The sequence below is a fragment of the Streptomyces sp. NPDC055966 genome, assembly GCF_042269865.1.
Taxonomy (GTDB): Bacteria; Actinomycetota; Actinomycetes; order Streptomycetales; family Streptomycetaceae; genus Streptomyces.
This window is the reverse complement of record NZ_JBHJYK010000008.1, coordinates 302,269-321,066: the sequence shown is the minus strand read 5'-3', so window position 1 is coordinate 321,066 and position 18,798 is coordinate 302,269. Positions and strand designations below refer to the sequence as shown.

The 18,798-nt window shown below is 69.3% G+C and carries 19 protein-coding genes; all 19 read right to left on the bottom strand.

Annotation, left to right across the window (positions count from 1 at the left end; genetic code table 11):
- Positions 1-24: 24 nt before the first annotated feature.
- On the bottom strand, positions 25-471 hold the full coding sequence (locus ACFC8N_RS19690) for a DUF2550 domain-containing protein (RefSeq protein ID WP_071385887.1): 447 nt from the start codon (positions 469-471) through the stop codon (positions 25-27).
- A gap of 157 nt (positions 472-628) precedes the next feature.
- Positions 629-1,003, bottom strand: a complete 375-nt coding sequence (locus ACFC8N_RS19685; protein WP_356027752.1) for a F0F1 ATP synthase subunit epsilon — start codon at positions 1,001-1,003, stop codon at positions 629-631.
- A 130-nt stretch (positions 1,004-1,133) separates the two neighbouring features.
- Positions 1,134-2,570, bottom strand: a complete 1,437-nt coding sequence (gene atpD, locus ACFC8N_RS19680; RefSeq protein WP_376288890.1) for a F0F1 ATP synthase subunit beta — start codon at positions 2,568-2,570, stop codon at positions 1,134-1,136.
- Positions 2,571-3,485 carry a F0F1 ATP synthase subunit gamma gene (locus tag ACFC8N_RS19675; RefSeq protein WP_356027747.1) on the bottom strand — a complete coding sequence of 305 codons (915 nt, stop codon included), beginning with the start codon at positions 3,483-3,485 and terminating at the stop codon, positions 2,571-2,573. It abuts the gene before it with no gap.
- A gap of 21 nt (positions 3,486-3,506) precedes the next feature.
- Complete coding sequence (atpA, locus tag ACFC8N_RS19670) at positions 3,507-5,099, bottom strand: F0F1 ATP synthase subunit alpha (protein WP_376288889.1); 1,593 nt, start codon at positions 5,097-5,099, stop codon at positions 3,507-3,509.
- 129 nt (positions 5,100-5,228) lie between these two features.
- Positions 5,229-6,044, bottom strand: coding sequence for a F0F1 ATP synthase subunit delta (locus ACFC8N_RS19665; protein ID WP_376288927.1), 816 nt, complete (start codon positions 6,042-6,044; stop codon positions 5,229-5,231).
- Positions 6,045-6,049: 5 nt separating this feature from the next.
- On the bottom strand, positions 6,050-6,601 hold the full coding sequence (locus tag ACFC8N_RS19660; RefSeq protein WP_356027740.1) for a F0F1 ATP synthase subunit B: 552 nt from the start codon (positions 6,599-6,601) through the stop codon (positions 6,050-6,052).
- 37 nt (positions 6,602-6,638) lie between these two features.
- A complete protein-coding gene (locus tag ACFC8N_RS19655) occupies positions 6,639-6,878 on the bottom strand; it encodes an ATP synthase subunit C (protein ID WP_003992984.1) in 240 nt (79 codons plus the stop codon).
- A gap of 69 nt (positions 6,879-6,947) precedes the next feature.
- Positions 6,948-7,718, bottom strand: coding sequence for a F0F1 ATP synthase subunit A (gene atpB / locus ACFC8N_RS19650; RefSeq protein WP_356027893.1), 771 nt, complete (start codon positions 7,716-7,718; stop codon positions 6,948-6,950).
- Positions 7,719-7,991: 273 nt separating this feature from the next.
- Complete coding sequence (locus ACFC8N_RS19645) at positions 7,992-8,429, bottom strand: hypothetical protein (protein WP_376288888.1); 438 nt, start codon at positions 8,427-8,429, stop codon at positions 7,992-7,994.
- A gap of 303 nt (positions 8,430-8,732) precedes the next feature.
- Positions 8,733-10,052 carry an MraY family glycosyltransferase gene (locus ACFC8N_RS19640; protein ID WP_376288887.1) on the bottom strand — a complete coding sequence of 440 codons (1,320 nt, stop codon included), beginning with the start codon at positions 10,050-10,052 and terminating at the stop codon, positions 8,733-8,735.
- Between the two features lie 151 nt (positions 10,053-10,203).
- Positions 10,204-11,445 carry a serine hydroxymethyltransferase gene (glyA, locus tag ACFC8N_RS19635; protein ID WP_356027733.1) on the bottom strand — a complete coding sequence of 414 codons (1,242 nt, stop codon included), beginning with the start codon at positions 11,443-11,445 and terminating at the stop codon, positions 10,204-10,206.
- A gap of 89 nt (positions 11,446-11,534) precedes the next feature.
- Positions 11,535-12,212 (bottom strand): protein-tyrosine-phosphatase, encoded by a 678-nt coding sequence (locus ACFC8N_RS19630; RefSeq protein WP_356027730.1) that lies wholly within the window; start codon positions 12,210-12,212, stop codon positions 11,535-11,537.
- Positions 12,209-12,856, bottom strand: coding sequence for an L-threonylcarbamoyladenylate synthase (locus ACFC8N_RS19625; protein WP_071376449.1), 648 nt, complete (start codon positions 12,854-12,856; stop codon positions 12,209-12,211). The genes ACFC8N_RS19630 and ACFC8N_RS19625 overlap by 4 nt, the downstream gene beginning before the upstream one ends.
- A 52-nt stretch (positions 12,857-12,908) precedes the next feature.
- Entirely contained in the window at positions 12,909-13,754 is an 846-nt protein-coding gene (gene prmC / locus ACFC8N_RS19620; protein ID WP_071376450.1) for a peptide chain release factor N(5)-glutamine methyltransferase, read from the bottom strand.
- 40 nt (positions 13,755-13,794) lie between these two features.
- Positions 13,795-14,871, bottom strand: coding sequence for a peptide chain release factor 1 (gene prfA, locus ACFC8N_RS19615; protein WP_071376451.1), 1,077 nt, complete (start codon positions 14,869-14,871; stop codon positions 13,795-13,797).
- Between the two features lie 105 nt (positions 14,872-14,976).
- Complete coding sequence (gene rpmE, locus ACFC8N_RS19610) at positions 14,977-15,201, bottom strand: 50S ribosomal protein L31 (protein ID WP_019326867.1); 225 nt, start codon at positions 15,199-15,201, stop codon at positions 14,977-14,979.
- Between the two features lie 170 nt (positions 15,202-15,371).
- Complete coding sequence (locus ACFC8N_RS19605; protein ID WP_356027725.1) at positions 15,372-16,502, bottom strand: LCP family protein; 1,131 nt, start codon at positions 16,500-16,502, stop codon at positions 15,372-15,374.
- A 231-nt stretch (positions 16,503-16,733) separates the two neighbouring features.
- Positions 16,734-18,746, bottom strand: coding sequence for a transcription termination factor Rho (gene rho / locus ACFC8N_RS19600; protein ID WP_362818742.1), 2,013 nt, complete (start codon positions 18,744-18,746; stop codon positions 16,734-16,736).
- Between the last annotated feature and the right edge of the window lie 52 nt (positions 18,747-18,798).

Here is an 18,798-nt window from a genome sequence, read left to right as displayed (position 1 = left end):
CCCCCACCCAGCGAGTGAATGTGGCTACGCCACATTCACTCGCTGTCCGGGCGGGGCTGCCTCCAGCCACGCGAGAAATCCGGTCAGCGCGTCTTCGCTCATGGCGAGTTCGAGGCGGGTGCCCCGATGCGTACAGGCGAGGACCACCGCGTCGGAGAGCAGCGCCAGCTCCTCCTCGCCCTCGGGCAGCCGGCGCCCGGCCACCTCGATGGCGGCGCGCTCCAGGGTGCGGCGCGGGCGGAAGCCGTAGGAGAAGACGCGGTACCACTCGATGCGGTCGCCGTTGTAGCGGGCGACGCCGTAGCTCCAGCCCTTGCCGCTGGCGTCCGGGGGCTCGGCCACGTCCCAGCGCAGGGAACAGTCGAAGGTGCCGCCGGAGCGCTGGATCAGTCTGCGGCGCAGTCCGAACAGGAACAGTCCCGCCACCACGAGCGCGACCACGACCCCGCACACAGTCAGAGCGAGGATCATCGGCACCGACCTCCTCGTCTCCCAGGTAGCGGAACTGCTTCTGTTACTGAGTAATGAAACTTAAAAAACACCCACATCTGCCTCAGCCGCGACCGGCACCGGATTGCTCCGGGCCGGCCGCGGCTGAGTGACGTCATACGGCAGCCGTGCTGTGGACTCAGCTCGCCGCCGCCGCACGAAGGCGGACATCCGCGCGGCGCTCGGCGGCGGCGTCGCCCTCCGCCTTCGCACGCTCCAGCTCCCGCTCCGTGCGCTGGACATCGATCTCGTCCGACAGCTCGGCGATCTCGGCCAGCAACGACAGCTTGTTGTCCGCGAACGAGACGAAACCGCCGTGCACCGCGGCGACGACCGTTCCACCATCACTCGTACGGATGGTCACCGGGCCCGACTCCAGCACACCGAGCAGCGGCTGGTGACCGGGCATGACGCCGATGTCGCCGGACGTGGTGCGCGCGACGACCAGGGTGGCCTCGCCGGACCAGACCTCTCGGTCGGCCGCGACCAGCGCGACGTGCAGCTCAGCAGCCAAGGTGGCTCCTCGGGTCACCACCCGGCGGTTGTGCCGGGTGTTGGTTACAAGTCTAGTGGGCGTGGATGAGGGGGCGGGACGCGCCCGCCCCCTCACACGAACTCAAGGAGTTCACACGAACTCAGGGAGTTCAGGAGACGCCCAGCTCCTTGGCGTTGGCCTTGAGGTCCTCCAGGCCACCGCACATGAAGAACGCCTGCTCCGGGAAGTGGTCGTACTCGCCGTCGCAGATCGCGTTGAACGCCGCGATCGTCTCGTCCAGCGGGACGTCCGAACCGTCCACGCCGGTGAACTGCTTGGCGACGTGGGTGTTCTGGGACAGGAAGCGCTCCACGCGACGGGCACGGTGGACGACGAGCTTGTCCTCCTCGCCGAGCTCGTCGATACCGAGGATCGCGATGATGTCCTGCAGGTCCTTGTACTTCTGCAGGATGTTCTTCACACGCATGGCCGCGTTGTAGTGGTCCGCCGCGATGTAGCGCGGGTCCAGGATCCGGGACGTCGAGTCCAGCGGGTCCACGGCCGGGTAGATGCCCTTCTCGGAGATCGGACGGGAGAGCACCGTCGTCGCGTCGAGGTGGGCGAAGGTGGTCGCCGGGGCCGGGTCGGTCAGGTCGTCCGCGGGGACGTAGATCGCCTGCATCGAGGTGATCGAGTGACCGCGGGTCGAGGTGATGCGCTCCTGGAGGAGACCCATCTCGTCGGCCAGGTTCGGCTGGTAGCCCACCGCGGAGGGCATACGGCCGAGCAGGGTCGAGACCTCGGAACCGGCCTGCGTGAAGCGGAAGATGTTGTCGATGAAGAACAGCACGTCCTGCTTCTGGACGTCACGGAAGTACTCGGCCATGGTGAGGCCGGCCAGCGCGACGCGCAGACGGGTGCCCGGGGGCTCGTCCATCTGACCGAAGACCAGGGCGGTCTTGTCGATGACGCCCGAGTCGGACATCTCCTCGATCAGGTCGTTGCCCTCACGGGTGCGCTCGCCGACACCGGCGAACACGGAGACACCGTCGTGGTTGTTGGCGACACGGTAGATCATCTCCTGGATGAGCACCGTCTTGCCGACGCCGGCGCCGCCGAACAGGCCGATCTTGCCGCCCTTGACGTACGGGGTGAGCAGGTCGATGACCTTGACGCCCGTCTCGAACATCTCGGTCTTCGACTCAAGCTCGTCGAAGTTCGGGGCCTTGCGGTGGATGCCCCAGCGCTCGCCGTCGTACGTCTCGTCGACGTTCAGCACCTCACCGAGGGTGTTGAACACCTTGCCCTTGGTGAAGTCGCCGACGGGCACCGTGATGGAGTTGCCGGTGTCCGTCACCGGGGCCTGGCGGACCAGACCGTCGGTGGGCTGCATGGAGATGGTGCGGACCAGGCCGTCACCCAGGTGCTGGGCGACCTCCAGGGTCAGCGTCTTCTTCTCGCCTGCGTTCGCCGGGTCGGCGACCTCGACGTGCAGGGCGTTGTAGATCTCCGGCATCGCGTCGACGGGGAACTCCACGTCGACGACCGGGCCGATGACCCGGGCGACGCGGCCCGTAGCCGTCGCGGTCTCAACAGTGGTGGTCATTTATCGGTCACTCCCCGCGGTCGCGTCGGCCAGGGCGCTCGCGCCACCGACGATCTCGCTGATTTCCTGGGTGATTTCGGCCTGGCGGGCCGCGTTGGCAAGACGGGAGAGCGTGTTGATCAGCTCGCCCGCGTTGTCGGTGGCCGACTTCATCGCGCGCCGCGTGGCGGCGTGCTTCGAAGCGGCCGACTGGAGCAGCGCGTTGTAGATGCGGCTCTCCACATAGCGCGGCAGCAGGGCGTCGAGGACGTCCTCCGCCGAGGGCTCGAAGTCGTACAGCGGCAGGATCTCGCCCTTCGGCGCCTCCTGCGCGACCTCTTCGAGACGCAGCGGAAGGAGCCGGGCGTCCAGCGCCGTCTGCGTCATCATCGAGACGAACTCGGTGAAGACGATGTGGAGTTCGTCCACGCCGCCCTCGGCCGTCTCCTTCTCGATGGCCTCGATCAGGGGCGCCGCGACCTTCTTGGCGTCCGCGTACGACGGCTCGTCCGTGAAGCCCGTGAACGACTCCGCGATGGTGCGCTCACGGAAGTTGTAGTGGGCGACACCGCGCCTGCCGACGATGTACGTGTCGACCTGCTTGCCGTCGCGCTCCAGGCGCTCGGTGAGCTGCTCCGCCGTCTTGATGGCGTTGGAGTTGAAGGCGCCGGCCAGACCGCGGTCGCTCGTGAGGAGCAGGACCGCGGCACGGGTCGGGTTCTCCGTCTCCGTGGTGAGCGGGTGCTTGGTGTTCGAACCCGTGCCGACCGCCGTGACCGCGCGGGTCAGTTCCTGCGCGTACGGCGTGGAGGCCGCCACCTTGCGCTGCGCCTTGACGACGCGCGAGGCGGCGATCATCTCCATCGCCTTGGTGATCTTCTTGGTCGCGGTGACGGATCGGATGCGACGCTTGTAGACCCGGAGCTGGGCTCCCATGAGTCAGGTCCCTTCCTTACGTCACTTGGCGGCAGCGGCCGGAGAGTCCTCGCCGAGCAGCTTGCCGTCCGAGGTCTCGAACTGCTTCTTGAACTCCGCCACGGCGTCGTCCACCGCCTGGATCGTGTCGTTCGACATCTTGGCGCCCTCCTTGATGGAGGTCATCAGGCCCTGGTGCTTCCGGTGCAGGAAGTCGATCAGTTCCTTCTCGAAGCGGCGGATGTCGGCGACCGGGACGTCGTCCATACGGCCGTTGGTGCCGGCCCAGACGGAGACGACCTGGTCCTCGGTGGCCATCGGCTGGTACTGGTCCTGCTTCAGCAGCTCGACCATGCGCGAACCGCGCTCCAGCTGCGCCTTGGAGGCCGCGTCCAGGTCCGAACCGAAGGCGGCGAACGCCTCCAGCTCACGGAACTGGGCGAGGTCCACACGCAGACGGCCGGAGACCTGGCGCATCGCCTTGTGCTGCGCGGAACCACCGACTCGGGAGACGGAGATACCGACATTCAGCGCGGGGCGCTGACCGGCGTTGAACAGGTCCGACTCCAGGAAGCACTGGCCGTCGGTGATGGAGATGACGTTGGTCGGGATGAACGCCGAGACGTCGTTGGCCTTGGTCTCGACGATCGGCAGACCGGTCATCGAACCGGCGCCCATGTCGTCGGAGAGCTTGGCGCAGCGCTCCAGCAGGCGGGAGTGCAGGTAGAAGACGTCACCCGGGTAGGCCTCACGGCCCGGCGGGCGGCGCAGCAGCAGGGACACGGCGCGGTAGGCGTCGGCCTGCTTCGAGAGGTCGTCGAAGATGATGAGGACGTGCTTACCCTCGTACATCCACTGCTGACCGATGGCCGAACCGGTGTACGGCGCCAGGTACTTGAAGCCGGCCGGGTCGGACGCCGGGGCGGCGACGATGGTCGTGTACTCCAGGGCGCCGTTCTCCTCCAGCGCGCGGCGCACGCCGGCGATGGTGGAGCCCTTCTGGCCGATGGCGACGTAGATGCAGCGGACCTGCTTCTTCGGGTCGCCGGTGCGCCAGTTGTCACGCTGGTTGATGATCGTGTCGACGGCCAGGGCGGTCTTGCCGGTCTGGCGGTCACCGATGATCAGCTGACGCTGACCGCGGCCGATCGGGGTCATCGCGTCGACGGCCTTGTAGCCCGTCTCCATCGGCTCGTGCACCGACTTGCGCTGCATGACCGTGGGGGCCTGCAGCTCAAGGGCGCGGCGGCCGGACGTCTCGATCTCGCCGAGGCCGTCGATCGGGTTGCCGAGCGGGTCGACTACACGGCCGAGGTAGCCCTCGCCCACCGCGACGGAGAGGACCTCACCGGTGCGCGTGACCGGCTGACCCTCCTCGATGCCGCTGAACTCACCGAGGACGATGGCACCGATCTCGCGCTCCTCAAGGTTGAGGGCGAGGCCGAGGGTGCCGTCCTCGAACTTCAGCAGTTCGTTGGCCATGGCCGAGGGAAGACCCTCGATCTTCGCGATGCCGTCGCCGGCAAGGGTGACCGTACCGACCTCCTCGCGCGAGGCCGCGTCCGGCTTGTACGACTGGACAAAGTTCTCCAGCGCGTCCCGGATCTCCTCCGGCCGGATCGTGAGCTCCGCCATCTGGGTTCCCTGCTCTCCTTGTTGGGCCCGAAGTTTCACTTTGGGGGTCTGGGGGCGACCCCCAGGATTCTTCTGCACGGCCCAACCAGGGCCGTTCTGAGTACTACTGCTGTTCTCGAATACCGAGCGTCAGCTCGCCATGCGGCGGGCGGCGTCCTCCAGCCGGTCCGCGAGGGAGCCGTTGATGACCTCGTCACCGACCTGTACGCGGATACCGCCGACGACCTCGGGGTCCACGTCCAGGTTGAGGTGCATCCGCCGGCCGTAGAGCTTGGCGAGGGCGGCGCCGAGGCGCTGCTTCTGGCCGTCACTCAGCGGCACCGCCGAGGTGACGACGGCGACCATGCGGTCCCGGCGGTCGGCGGCCAGCTTGGACAGGGACTCCAGTCCCGCTTCCAGGCTACGTCCACGCGGCGCGGTCACGAGGCGCGCGACCAGACGCTCGGTGGCGGGCTTGGCCCGTCCGCCCAGCAGCCGGTGCAGCAGCTCGGTCTTGGCCTCGGCGCCGGCGGCGCGGTCGGTCAGCGCGGCGCGCAGCTCGGTGCTGGAGGAGACGATCCGGCCGAACCGGAACAGCTCGTCCTCGACCTCGTCCAGGTTGCCCCGCTTGTCGGCGGCGGTGAGGTCGGCGATGTTCGCCAGCTCCTCCAGCGCGTCGACCAGGTCGCGGGACTGCGACCAGCGGGCGCGGGCCATCCCGGACACCAGGTCAGCGGTGGGACCGCTGACCTGGCCGCCGATCAGGCGCTGGACCAGCTCCGCCTTGGCCTCCGCCTGCTGCGCCGGGTCGGTGAGGGCCCGGCGCAGGCCGGCCTCGCGGTCGAGCAGCGCGGTGACGGCCGCCAGCTCGTCGGCGAGCTGAGCAGCGTCCACCGACGTGGAGTCCGTCAGCGCGTCGAGACGCTCACGGGCGGCAGCCAGGGCCTCGCGGCTCGCTCCGTGCATGGCCGTCATCGAGTCGCCTCGGCCTTCTCCTCAAGCTCGTCGAGGAAACGGTCGATCACACGGCTCTGGCGGGCGTGGTCCTCAAGGGACTCGCCGACGAGCTTGCCGGCCAGTTCGGTGGCGAGCTTGCCGACGTCCTGACGCAGGGTCTGGGCGGCGGCCTTGCGGTCGGCCTCGATCTGGGTGTGGCCCGCGGTGACGATCTCCTCGCGCTGCCGCTGGCCCTCGGCCCGCATCTCGGCGATGAGCGCGGCACCCTGCTCCTGCGCCTCCTGGCGCAGGCGCGCGGCCTCGTGCCGGGCCTCGGCGAGCTGAGCCTTGTACTGCTCAAGCACGCTCTGGGCCTCGACCTTCATGGCGTCGGCCTCTTCGATACCGCCTTCGATCGCCGCTCGGCGCTCCTCCAGAACCTTGTTGATGTTCGGAAGCAGCTTCTTCCAGAAGAAGAAGAACACGATGGCGAAGGCGATGGTGCCGACGAGCAGCTCGGGACCGGCGGGGACGAGCGGGTTCTGCTTCGTCTCCTCGGCCGCCAGCTGTGCCAGGTTGGCGATCACATCAGTGCCTTTCGTCGTTACGTGTCGGTAGGGGGTCTTACTTCACACCGAACACGAACGGCATGACGATGCCGATGAGGGCGAGCGCCTCACAGAAGGCGAAGCCCAGGATCTGGTTGGCGCGGATCAGACCAGCGGCCTCGGGCTGACGGGCGAGGGCCTGGGTGCCGTTACCGAAGATGATGCCGACGCCGATGCCGGGGCCGATGGCGGAGAGGCCGTAACCGACGGAACCGATGGAACCGGAGACAGCGGCGAGGGTCTCAGTGGCAGCCATGCTGAATCTTCCTTCTCTTTACGGACCGGTGGGGGTTGGCCACCGGACGACAGGGGGGTGGGGTGGTGCTCAGTGGTGCTCGGCGAGAGCGCCCTGAACGTACGAGCAGGCCAGCAGTACGAAGACGTACGCCTGAACCGCCTGGACGAAAAGCTCGAAGCAGATCATGGCCATGGTCATCACGAAGGAGACACCGGCGGCCGGGACCATCCAGCTGTTCAGCAGGTACCAGGAGGCGACGGTGAACATCACCAGCATCAGGTGACCGGCGAACATGTTGGCGAAGAGTCGCACCGCGTGCGTGAACGGGCGGACCAGCAGGTTCGAGAAGAACTCGATGACCATGACCAGCGGGAGCACCGCACCGAGCGACTTGTCGTAGCCCGTGACGTTCTTGAAGAAGCCGACGAAGCCGTGGCGCTTGAAGGTCAGCCCGACCCAGAGGATCCAGACGATCGCGGCCAGCACCATCGGGAAGGCGATGACCGAGGAGACGGGGAACTGCGCCAGCGGGATCACGGACCAGATGTTCATGATCCAGACGAAGAAGAAGAGGGAGACCATGAACGGCACCCACTTCTCGCCCTCGCGCTTGCCGAGGGTCTCGTACACGATGCCGCGGCGCACGAAGTCGTAGCCGGCCTCGCCGATCATCTGCAGTTTGCCGGGAACGACCTTGGCCTTGCCGAACGCCGTCCAGAAGAACGCGACGACGAGCACGGAGGTGATGAGCGCGAGCAGCATCACCTTGTTGAACTCGAAGCCTCCGACCGTGGCGAGCGGCTTGAACAGAAAGGAGTGCAGGCCCGGAGCCGGGAAGCCACACCCGTTGTCGGACATGATCCGACAACTCCAGTCAAAGGCGAGCTGGGTCTGGTCAGCACTCACCACGGGCTCCTTCGGCGTGACGCATGGGTACGGCAACCTCGTTGTGTCGGCGCGGCGCGTGGCCGCGGATCGGCACCGGACTGGTGTTACGGATGTGGGGGCGGCTGGGGGGCGTCGAGCCTCGCCATTGAGCAGGCGTCAGCTCGGCTGCCCGCGCCCGCGATGCCGCAGTTGGCACCGGACGATAGCAGGAGATCTCACAAGCCTTTATCCCGCCCCTACCTCTCACGACGACGGCCCTGTCTTCGAGGGCTTCTCGCTCTTCTCGGAGTCCGGGTCGACGTAGAAGATCTTGGCCTTCATGTGTGCACGGGCCTGCGCGGCCATCCACACGACTGTCGCGACCACGATCCCCGCGGCGAACGCCCTCGGGTTGAAGAGAGAAGTGCCCTTGAAGACGGCGACGAAGATGAAGAGGAGCAGCAACTGGGCCATGTAGAGCATGAGGCCCATGGCCTGGAACAGCTGCGGGAGCGTTTTTGCCGTCCATTGGAGGACGTAGAGGCCGACTCCCATGAAAACAATGGCCAGCAGCGTGCCGACACCCGCGCCGAGCGCACCCTTGCCCCCCGCGACCGCTGCGCTCACGGCGACAGTGATCACGCCTGCGACCGCTGTGGGCACAGCGATCTGCAGAAGGTTCCGGGCGTCTTTGGACGGCATGGCGGCAACTCCGCTTTCACAAGGGGGCAGGGTGTCGTCATGGACGAGCGTAGTCCCGGGCTGAGTGATCGAGACCTCACACCAATGGACCGTCGCACTACGGTCCTTCGGCTCTATCCGGGGTTCTCGTGAACCGTATCACAAACTATTTGATGAGGTCTTTACCCGCTTGGTGTGCTTGCTGTCACACATGAGAGTGACAGTGCGCGTCTGTGCAAAAATGACGCCCACTTGTCTGGTATTAGGGGGCTTTGGTCCCCCACGAGTTGGCAATGCTCTCGTCAGATTCTTACCTTGTGCGTCTCAGTGACGATCAACAAAACGCGAACGAGGGCCAATGGCGGTCGCCCCGTTGACGCCCGCGACCCCGGCCGTGACCGGCGCCCGTTCGGTGGTCTCCTCCGCCTCCCGGGCCGCCCCCGCCACGGCGGCCTCGGCCGCCTCGGCGGCCCGGCGCCGCCTGCGGTAGCGGGGCGGCACGAAGGCCTGCGCCCACACCGGCACACGCGGGGTGAAGCGCGGGAGCAGCAGCAGGACCAGTCCGATCGCGCTGAGGAAGACGACGCCGAGCACGATCCACATGGACGCCGAGTTCACCGAGTAGGCGAGGGCGCCGAAGGCGATCAGGGCCGACCAGAAGTACATGATCAGCACGGCCCGGCTGTGCGAGTGGCCGATCTCCAGCAGCCGGTGGTGCAGGTGCCCGCGGTCGGCGGCGAACGGCGACTGGCCGCGCCAGGTGCGGCGGACGATCGCGAGGACCAGGTCGGCGGCCGGCACGGCGATGATCGTCAGCGGGAGGAGGAGCGGGATGTAGACCGGCACGGTCGCGTGCACCGCGGCCCTCTCGGAACCCACGTACAGGCCCAGCGCGTCCGGGTCCAGCTGACCCGTGATCGAGATCGCGCCCGCGGCCAGCACCAGGCCGATCAGCATCGAGCCCGAGTCGCCCATGAAGATCCGCGCGGGATGCATGTTGTGCGGCAGGAAGCCCAGGCACATGCCCATCAGGATCGCCGAGAACAGGGTGGCCGGGGCGGCCGCCTCGATGCCGTACGAGTACCAGATCCGGTAGGCGTACAGGAAGAACGCGCCGGCCGCGATGCAGACCATGCCGGCGGCGAGGCCGTCCAGGCCGTCCACGAAGTTCACCGCGTTGATCGTGATGACGACGAGGGCGACGGTGAGCAGGGTGCCCTGCCACTGGGTCAGCGCCACGTTGCCGACGCCGGGGACGGGCAGCCACAGGATCGTCAGACCCTGCATGACCATGACGCCCGCGGCGATCATCTGGCCGCCCAGCTTGATCAGCGCGTCGATCTCGAACTTGTCGTCCAGGACGCCGATCAGCCAGATCAGGGCCGCGCCGGAGAGCAGGGCCCGCGGCTCGTTGGACTTCTCGAAGACCTCGTTGAGGCCGGTCAGGTGGTCCGCGACGAGCAGGCCCGCGCACAGGCCGAGGAACATGGCGATACCGCCGAGCCGCGGAGTCGGTTCCCGGTGCACGTCACGGGCCCTGATCTCCGGCATCGCCCCGGCCACGATCGCGAACTTCCGCACCGGCCCTGTCAGCAGGTACGTCACCGCGGCCGTGATGCAGAGCGTCAGCAGGTATTCACGCACGGGCTTCCCCACAGGTCTCGCTGGCCATCACAGCCCCACACCCTAGCGATGGACGTATATGGATGGGGACTTCCGGGTAGCGACGATGGTTGCACGTGTGGCTGTGGTGTACGGCGCACATGGGGGTGTACGACCCGACGCCTGCCCCGGTTCAGGCCGGATACGGCGGAAAATCACCGGTCAGTTCCCGCACCTCCTCCCGCGCCCGGGCCGGCTCGACGGTGCCCCGCAGCACCCCGGCCATCAGTGCCGCGATCCGGGCCATCTCCGGCTCGCCCATGCCCTGGGTGGTCACCGCGGCCGTGCCCAGGCGCAGCCCGCGGCCGTCGTCGTGCGGCAGCACACAGCAGTCCAGGACGATCCCGGCGGCGGCGAGGCGGCCGCGGGCGGTGCGGCCGTCCACACCGAGCGGGGCGGGGTCGACGGTGATCAGATGGGTGTCGGTGCCGCCGGTGGTGACCGTGAAGCCCTCGGCCTCCAGCAGCGCGGCCAGCGTCCTGGCGTTGGCGACCACCCGGTGGACGTACGCGGCGAACGCCGGGGTGGCCGCCTCGCCGAACGCGACGGCCTTGGCGGCGATGGTGTGCATCTGGGCGCCGCCCTGGGTGAAGGGGAACACGGCCCGGTCGATCCGCTCGGCCAGCTCGGGTGTCCCGCACAGGATCATGCCGCCGCGCGGCCCGCGCAGCACCTTGTGCGTCGTCGCGCACACGACATCGGCGTACGGCACCGGGTTCGGCGCCGCTCCCCCGGCGACCAGCCCGATCGGATGCGCGGCGTCGGCGATCAGATAGGCCCCGACCTCGTCGGCCACCTCGCGGAAGAAGGCGTAGTCGAAGTGGCGGGGGTAGGCGATGGACCCGCACACGATCGCCTTGGGCCGGTGGTTGCGCGCCAGATGGCGCACCTGGTCGTGGTCGATGAGCCCGGTCTCGGCGTCGACGCCGTAGCCGACGAAGTCGAACCAGCGGCCCGAGAAGTTCGCGGGCGAGCCGTGCGTGAGGTGACCGCCGGAGTGCAGGCCGAGGGCGAGGACGGTGTCCCCGGGGCGCAGCAGGGCGGCGTAGGCGGCCAGGACGGCCGAGGAGCCCGAGTGGGCCTGGACGTTGGCGTGCGCGGCCGCGAACAGCGCCCTGGCCCGCTCCACGGCGAGCCGCTCGGCGATGTCGACCAGTTCGCAGCCGCCGTGATGGCGGGCGCCGGGATAACCCTCGGCGTACTTGTTGGCGAGCGGCGAGCCGAGCGCGGCCAGCACGGCGGGCGAGGTGAAGTTCTCGGCGGCGATCAGCTGGAGCGACGTCGACTGCCGGCGCAGCTCGCCCAGCAGGATCTCGGCCAGCTCGGGGTCCTGTTGCCGCAGGACATCGGTCGGGAGGGCAGAGGTGACCGACATGACGGGCTCCCGGGCGGTCGACGGTGACGTAAACCCAATGTAGGCCCGCCCCGCGCCCCCCGCGCGACCGTTACACCCGCGTGTATCCCTTATGTCCGAGTGGCCACGCCGGTCAGCGCCGTCACCACCGGGTCCAGCGCCTGGTGTATCTCGCCCCCGACGGACCGGAAGAACGGCAGCGGGGCGCCGTACGGGTCGTGCACCTCGTCCGCCTCCGCCGTGGGCGCGAGCAGCCACCCCCGCAGCGCCGCGGCCGCCCGCACCAGCGCACGGGCGCGCATCACCACACCGTCCTCCAGCGGCGGCAGCGTGGCGGGGTCTATCGCGCGGACCAGCCGGGTGAACTCCTTCAGCGTGAACGTCCGCAGCCCCGCCGAATGCCCCATCGAGATCACCTGCGCCCGGTGGTCCCGCGTGGCCGTGAGCACCAGGTCGGCCCTGATGACGTGCTCGTCCAGCAGTTCCCGGCCGCAGAAGCCGGAGGCGTCCGCGCCGAACTCGGCCAGCACCGCCTCCGCGTTGGCCTCCATCGGGGCGCCCTCGTGGCCCCAGGTGCCCGCGCTCTCCACGATCAGCCCGCCGCCGAGCACGCCGAGCCGCTCCGCGACGAAATGGCGGGTCAGCCGCTCGGTGATGGGCGAGCGGCACACGTTGCCGGTGCTGACATGGAGGATGCGGAAGGTGTCGCGCGGAAAGCCGAACGTCGTGGTCGTCTCCGCCGCACTGGCCCCGATGCCTATGCCACGCCCCGCTTCAGGGGCCGTCAATTCGCCACCTCAAGGTCAGGTACGACCTTCCGCAGCTCCTCCGCCGAGATCGCGCCCTCGCGCAGCAGCACGGGCACGGAACGGCTGACGTCCACGATGGACGACGGCACGATGCCGGGGGTCGGGCCGCCGTCGAGGTAGACGGAGACGGAGTCGCCGAGCATCTCCTGGGCGGCGTCGCAGTCCTCCGGCGCGGGGTGCCCGGTGAGGTTCGCCGACGACACCGCCATCGGGCCGACCTCGGTGAGCAGCTCGATCGCGACGGGGTGCAGCGGCATGCGGACGGCCACCGTGCCCCGGGTGTCGCCGAGGTCCCACTGGAGCGAGGGCTGGTGCTTGGCGACGAGCGTGAGGGCGCCCGGCCAGAACGCGTCGACCAGCTCCCAGGCCAGCTCGGAGAAGTCCGTGACGAGGCCGTGCAGGGTGTTCGGGGAGCCGATGAGCACAGGAGTGGGCATGTTGCGGCCCCGGCCCTTGGCGGCGAGCAGGTCGGCGACGCCCTCCGAGGAGAACGCGTCGGCGCCGATGCCGTAGACCGTGTCGGTCGGCAGCACCACCAGCTCGCCCCGGCGGACGGCGGACGCGGCCTCGCGCAGACCCGTCGCGCGGTCGGTCGCGTCGTTGGTGTCGTATCGCCGTGCCATGTCTAGCGGGCCTCCTCGTACACGTACAGCCGGATGAAAATCGTCGGGGTGCTCACGGCAGCGCCTTGCGGGCGGTCGCGAACCGGGGGCGGTTGTTGAGGTCGGGGTGGTCGGCCGCGTCGGCCCAGCCCCGCTCCTCGGTGAAGATCCACGGCACCTGGCCGCCCTGGGTGTCGGCGTGCTCGATCACGACGACCCCGCCGGGGCGCAGCAGCCGGTGGGCGGTGCGCTCGATGCCGCGGATCAGGTCGAGGCCGTCCTCACCGGAGAAGAGAGCCAGCTCCGGGTCGTAGTCGCGGGCCTCGATGGCGACGTACTCCCACTCGGTGAGCGGGATGTACGGCGGGTTGGAGATGACCAGGTCGACCTGGCCGTCGAGGTCGGGGAAGGCGGTCAGGGCGTCGCCCTGGCGCAGGTCGACCCTGGAGCCCGCCACGTTCTTGCGGGTCCACACCAGGGCGTCCTCGGACAGCTCCACGGCGTGCACCCGCGAGCGCGGGACCTCCTGGGCGAGGGCCAGCGCGATGGCGCCGGAGCCGGTGCACAGGTCCACGATGCACGGCTCGACGACGTCCATGGCGCGCACGGCGTCTATGGCCCAGCCGACCACGGACTCGGTCTCCGGCCGGGGCACGAACACGCCCGGCCCGACCTGGAGTTCCAGGTAGCGGAAGTAGGCCCGCCCGGTGATGTGCTGGAGCGGCTCGCGCTGCTCGCGCCGGGCGATGACCTCCCAGTACCGGGCGTCGAAGTCGGCGTCCTTCACGGAGTGCAGTGCGCCGCGCTTCACCCCGTGCACGAACGCGGCCAGCTCCTCCGCGTCGTTGCGCGGCGAGGGCACGCCGGCGTCGGCCAGCCGCTGGGTGGCCTGGGCCACCTCCGCGAGCAGCAGGTTCACGCGAGTCCTCCGTGTCGTACTGGGTCGAGCGTTGATGCCTTTATGCAGCTGCCAGCTTCGCCGCCGAGTCGGCGTCGACGCAGGCCTGGATCACCGCGGCGAGGTCGCCGTCCAGGACCTGGTCCAGGTTGTACGCCTTGAAGCCGACGCGGTGGTCCGAGATGCGGTTCTCCGGGAAGTTGTAGGTGCGGATCTTCTCGGAGCGGTCGACGGTGCGGACCTGGCTGCGGCGGGCGTCCGCGGCCTCCCGCTCGGCCTCCTCCTGCGCCGCGGCGAGCAGCCTGGAACGCAGGATACGCAGGGCCTGCTCCTTGTTCTGGAGCTGGCTCTTCTCGTTCTGGCAGGAGGCGACGACGCCGGTCGGCAGGTGCGTGATGCGCACCGCGGAGTCGGTGGTGTTGACGGACTGTCCGCCGGGACCGGAGGACCGGTAGACGTCGATACGGAGGTCGTTCGGGTTGATCTCCACGTCCACCTCCTCGGCCTCGGGGGTCACGAGGACACCGGCGGCGGAGGTGTGGATACGGCCCTGCGACTCGGTCGCCGGCACGCGCTGCACCCGGTGCACACCGCCCTCGTACTTCAGCCGCGCCCACACGCCCTGGCCGGGCTCGGTGGCGCCCTGGCCGCCCTTGGTCTTCACCGCGACCTGGACGTCCTTGTAGCCGCCCAGCTCGGACTCGGTGGCGTCGATGATCTCGGTCTTCCAGCCGACGCGCTCGGCGTAGCGCAGGTACATGCGCAGCAGGTCGCCGGCGAACAGCGCCGACTCGTCGCCGCCCGCGCCCGCCTTGATCTCCAGGATGACGTCCTTGTCGTCACTCGGGTCGCGCGGGACGAGCAGCAGACGCAGCTTCTCGGTCAGCTCCTCGCGCTGCTTCTCCAGGTCCTTGACCTCGGCGGCGAAGTCGGGGTCGTCGGCGGCCAGCTCGCGCGCGGTCTCGATGTCGTCGCCCGACTGCTTCCAGGAGCGGTACGTGGCGACGATCGGGGTCAGCTCGGCGTAGCGCTTGTTCAGCTTGCGCGCGTTCGCCTGGTCGGCGTGGACCGACGGGTCGGCGAGCTGCTTCTCCAGATCGCCGTGCTCGGTGACGAGTTCCTCGACGGCCTCGAACATCTTGGGCTCCTGTACTGCGGTGAAGGGAAGGGCGGGCGACCAAAAACGCCGGTCCCGGGCACACCCCGGGGAGGGTGTGGCCGTGGACCGGCGAATGGGGGCTCGCTACTTCTTGGAGCCGGCGGCAGCCTTGCCGAAGCGGGCCTCGAAGCGGGCCACACGGCCACCGGTGTCGAGGATCTTCTGCTTGCCCGTGTAGAACGGGTGGCACTCGGAGCAGACCTCGGCCCGGATGGTGCCGGACTCGATGGTGCTGCGGGTGGTGAACGACGCGCCACAGGTGCAGCTGACCTGCGTCTCGACGTACTCGGGGTGGATGTCGCGCTTCAAGGTGTCTCCTAGGTTTCGGGAGGGCGCCGGGTCGCCGCCGCGGGATGCGGGAGCGTGAACCGGAGCCGACGTACCAGTCTGCCAGGACTGGCGCCATCCCCCAAAACCGGGGGTGCTCGTCATCTATTCCCCGGGGGCGGCGCCGGGGACGGGAGAGGGGGAATCACCCCTCAGGAGCTCACCACGCCCTTGGCCTCGCCCGCGGCCGTACCCTCCGTCGCCGACTTCGGGATCGGCCGGTCGTTCTTCAGGGCGGACCAGACCTGCTGGGCCTTGGCGGTCTCCAGGACCACCCGGTTGGGGTCGGCCGGGTCGTACTGGACCGGCATCGTGACCATGTCCATGTGCTTCGCGCTGACACCCTTGAGGCCGTTGGCGAAGTCGATGAGGGAGTTGACCGAGCCCAGGTCCGAATCGGTGGTCACGGCCTTGGTGGCGGTGTCGGCGAGGTCGTACAGCTTCTTGGGGTTGCTGAACACGCCGACGTTCTTGACCTGGTCGAGCAGCGCCTTGACGAACGCCTGCTGGAGCTGGATGCGGCCCAGGTCGGAGCCGTCGCCGACGCCGTGCCGGGTACGGACGAGGCCGAGGGCCTGTTGGCCGTTCAGGGTGTGGGCGCCGGCCCGGAGGGTCAGGTGGCTCCGCGGGTCGTCGATGTTCTTCGTGGTCGTGACCGGGACGCCGCCGAGGTCGTCGATGAGCCGCTGGAAGCCCTCGAAGTCGACCTCCAGGTAGTGGTCCATGCGGATGCCGGAGAGCGACTCGACGGTCTTCACGGCACAGGCCGCGCCGCCGGTGGAGTACGCCTCGTTGAACATCACGCCGGTCGCGGCCGGGTGCGCGGTGCCGGCGGTGTCGGTGCATGAGGGGCGGTCGACGAGGGTGTCCCGGGGGATGGAGACGACGCTGGCCTTCTTGTGGCCCTCGTAGACGTGGACGATCATTGCCGTGTCGGAGCGGGCGCTGCCGTCGTCGGTGCCGCCGCCGAGCTTCTTGTTGGAGCCGGAGCGGCTGTCCGAGCCGAGCACCAGGATGTTCTCGGAGCCGTTGTCGACCTTCGTGGGCCGGTCGGCACCGAGCGCCTGGTTGATGTCGACGCTCTTGAGGTTGCCGTTGAGCTTGAAGTAGACGTACCCGGCGCCGGTGCCGCCGAGGACGACCACGCCCGCGGCCGTCCAGGCCGCGACCCGCAGCGCCCTGCGGCCCTTGCTCGGGGCCTTGCGGCGGCGTCCCCTGCCGGTGCGGGGGCCCGCCCCGTCCGGCTCGGCTATGACGGGCTCCGGCGTGCTCTGGGCGGACACATCGCTCCTAGGTCTCGTCGGTCGGTGGTACCCCCTGCTTTCAGGGTCGGGCGGGCGTCACCGCTCCATCGTCGCTCCGTACGGTCAGACGGAGAAACTCGGGACAGAGTTGCACAACGCAGAGTGCCCACCGCGTACAGCGGTGGGCACTCTGCGTAGTCACTCCTGGTGGGCGACGCCCGTGAACCCTGTGGCAGGGATCTCGGTTGTGACCTTTCCGACGCTCTTGTCCTAGTCGCCGTTACCGGGCATCGGCGTCGTCTTCTGGATCTGCAACAGGAACTCGGCGTTCGACTTCGTCTGCTTCATCTTGTCCAGAAGCAGCTCGATCGCCTGCTGCGAGTCGAGCGCGTGCAGCACCCGGCGCAGCTTCCAGGTGATGGCCAGCTCCTCGGCGCCGAGGAGGATCTCTTCCTTACGGGTGCCGGACGCGTCCACGTCCACCGCCGGGAAGATGCGCTTGTCGGCGAGCTTCCGGTCGAGCTTGAGCTCCGCGTTGCCGGTGCCCTTGAACTCCTCGAAGATCACCTCGTCCATGCGGGACCCGGTGTCCACCAGGGCGGTGGCGAGGATGGTCAGCGAGCCGCCGTCCTCGATGTTGCGGGCCGCACCGAAGAAGCGCTTCGGCGGGTACAGGGCGGTCGAGTCGACACCACCGGACAGGATGCGGCCGGAGGCCGGCGCCGCCAGGTTGTAGGCGCGGCCCAGACGCGTGATGGAGTCGAGCAGGACGACGACGTCGTGACCCAGCTCCACGAGGCGCTTGGCGCGCTCGATGGCCAGCTCGGCGACCGTGGTGTGGTCCTCGGCCGGGCGGTCGAAGGTCGAGGAGATGACCTCGCCCTTGACCGACCGCTGCATGTCGGTGACCTCTTCCGGACGCTCGTCGACGAGGACGACCATCAGGTGGCACTCGGGGTTGTTGTGCGTGATCGCGTTGGCGATCGCCTGCATGATCATGGTCTTGCCGGTCTTCGGCGGGGCCACGATCAGACCGCGCTGGCCCTTGCCGATGGGCGACACGAGGTCGATGATGCGGGTGGTCAGCACGCCCGGGTCGGTCTCCAGGCGGAGCCGGTCCTGCGGGTAGAGCGGGGTCAGCTTGTTGAACTCCGGTCGGCCGCGGCCGTGTTCGGGCGCCATGCCGTTGACGGAGTCGAGGCGGACCAGCGCGTTGAACTTCTCGCGGCGCTCGCCCTCCTTCGGCTGGCGGACCGCACCGGTGACGTGGTCACCCTTGCGCAGGCCGTTCTTGCGGACCTGGGCGAGGGAGACGTACACGTCGTTCGGACCCGGCAGGTAGCCGGAGGTCCGGATGAAGGCGTAGTTGTCGAGGATGTCCAGGATGCCCGCGACGGGGATCAGGACGTCGTCCTCGGCGAGCTGCGGCTCGTTCGCGAACTCGTCGCGGCCACGGCGGCCACGGCGGTCGCGGTAGCGCCCGCGACGGCCCCGGCGGCCGCCCTCGAAGTCGTCGTCGTCCTGCGGGCCGTTGTCGCGCTGGCGGTCCTGACGGTCCTGGCGGTCCTGCCGGCTGCCGCCCTGCTGCTGGCCGCCCTGCTGCTGACGGTCCTGACGGCCGCCCTGGCCCTGCTGGTCGTCGCCCTTGCCGCGACGGTCGCGGTCCCGGCCGCGCTCACGGCGGTCGCGGCGGCCGCGGCCCTCGCCCTCGGCGGCGTCGCCCTTGGCGCCCTCGCCCTGCTGCTGGGCTTCGGTCCTGGGCTCGGCCTTCGCCTCGGCGACGACCGTCTCGGCGCCGCTCGCGGTGGGGCTGCCGGCCTCGGCGGTGGCGCGGCGGCGACGGCGCTCGGTGGGCGCGTCGTCGGAGGCCGGCTGGCCGGGGATCTCGATCTGCTGCTGGGCCACGGCCTTCTCGGCCGGAGCCTCGGCCTTCTTGTCGCCGTCGGCGGCCTCACCCGTGCGGGCCTTGGAGGTGGCGCGGCGCTTGGGCTTGGTCTCGGTGGCGGTCTCGGCCTTGGCGGCGGCTCCCCCGGAGGGGGTACCCCCACCGGCGGCCTGCGCCTCCTTGATGACCTCGATCAGCTGGCTCTTGCGCATCCGCGCGGTGCCCCTGATGCCGAGGCCCGAGGCGACCTGTTGCAGCTCGGCCAGCACCATGCCCTCAAGGCCGGTACCGCGGCGCCGCCGGGAGCCGGCACCGGTGGCAGGCGCGGAGGCGTCCGTGGCGGGCGCGGCAGCGGTCTCCTCGACACGTGCGCCCATCAGATCGGTGGTGTCGCTCACGAAGGGTCCTTCCCTGGAGCGGACGTCGGCCTGTCTGGCTCGGCGACCGGTT

What these genes read in the sequence shown, in the direction of transcription:
- ACFC8N_RS19690 (WP_071385887.1), bottom strand. Translation starts at nt 471, where the DNA reads ATGATCCTCGCTCTGACTGTGTGCGGGGTCGTGGTCGCGCTCGTGGTG.
- atpD (WP_376288890.1), bottom strand. Translation starts at nt 2,570, where the DNA reads ATGACCACCACTGTTGAGACCGCGACGGCTACGGGCCGCGTCGCCCGG.
- ACFC8N_RS19675 (WP_356027747.1), bottom strand. Translation starts at nt 3,485, where the DNA reads ATGGGAGCCCAGCTCCGGGTCTACAAGCGTCGCATCCGATCCGTCACC.
- atpA (WP_376288889.1), bottom strand. Translation starts at nt 5,099, where the DNA reads ATGGCGGAGCTCACGATCCGGCCGGAGGAGATCCGGGACGCGCTGGAG.
- ACFC8N_RS19665 (WP_376288927.1), bottom strand. Translation starts at nt 6,044, where the DNA reads ATGCACGGAGCGAGCCGCGAGGCCCTGGCTGCCGCCCGTGAGCGTCTC.
- ACFC8N_RS19655 (WP_003992984.1), bottom strand. Translation starts at nt 6,878, where the DNA reads ATGGCTGCCACTGAGACCCTCGCCGCTGTCTCCGGTTCCATCGGTTCC.
- atpB (WP_356027893.1), bottom strand. Translation starts at nt 7,718, where the DNA reads ATGTCCGACAACGGGTGTGGCTTCCCGGCTCCGGGCCTGCACTCCTTT.
- ACFC8N_RS19645 (WP_376288888.1), bottom strand. Translation starts at nt 8,429, where the DNA reads ATGCCGTCCAAAGACGCCCGGAACCTTCTGCAGATCGCTGTGCCCACA.
- glyA (WP_356027733.1), bottom strand. Translation starts at nt 11,445, where the DNA reads ATGTCGGTCACCTCTGCCCTCCCGACCGATGTCCTGCGGCAACAGGAC.
- ACFC8N_RS19625 (WP_071376449.1), bottom strand. Translation starts at nt 12,856, where the DNA reads ATGGCACGGCGATACGACACCAACGACGCGACCGACCGCGCGACGGGT.
- prfA (WP_071376451.1), bottom strand. Translation starts at nt 14,871, where the DNA reads ATGTTCGAGGCCGTCGAGGAACTCGTCACCGAGCACGGCGATCTGGAG.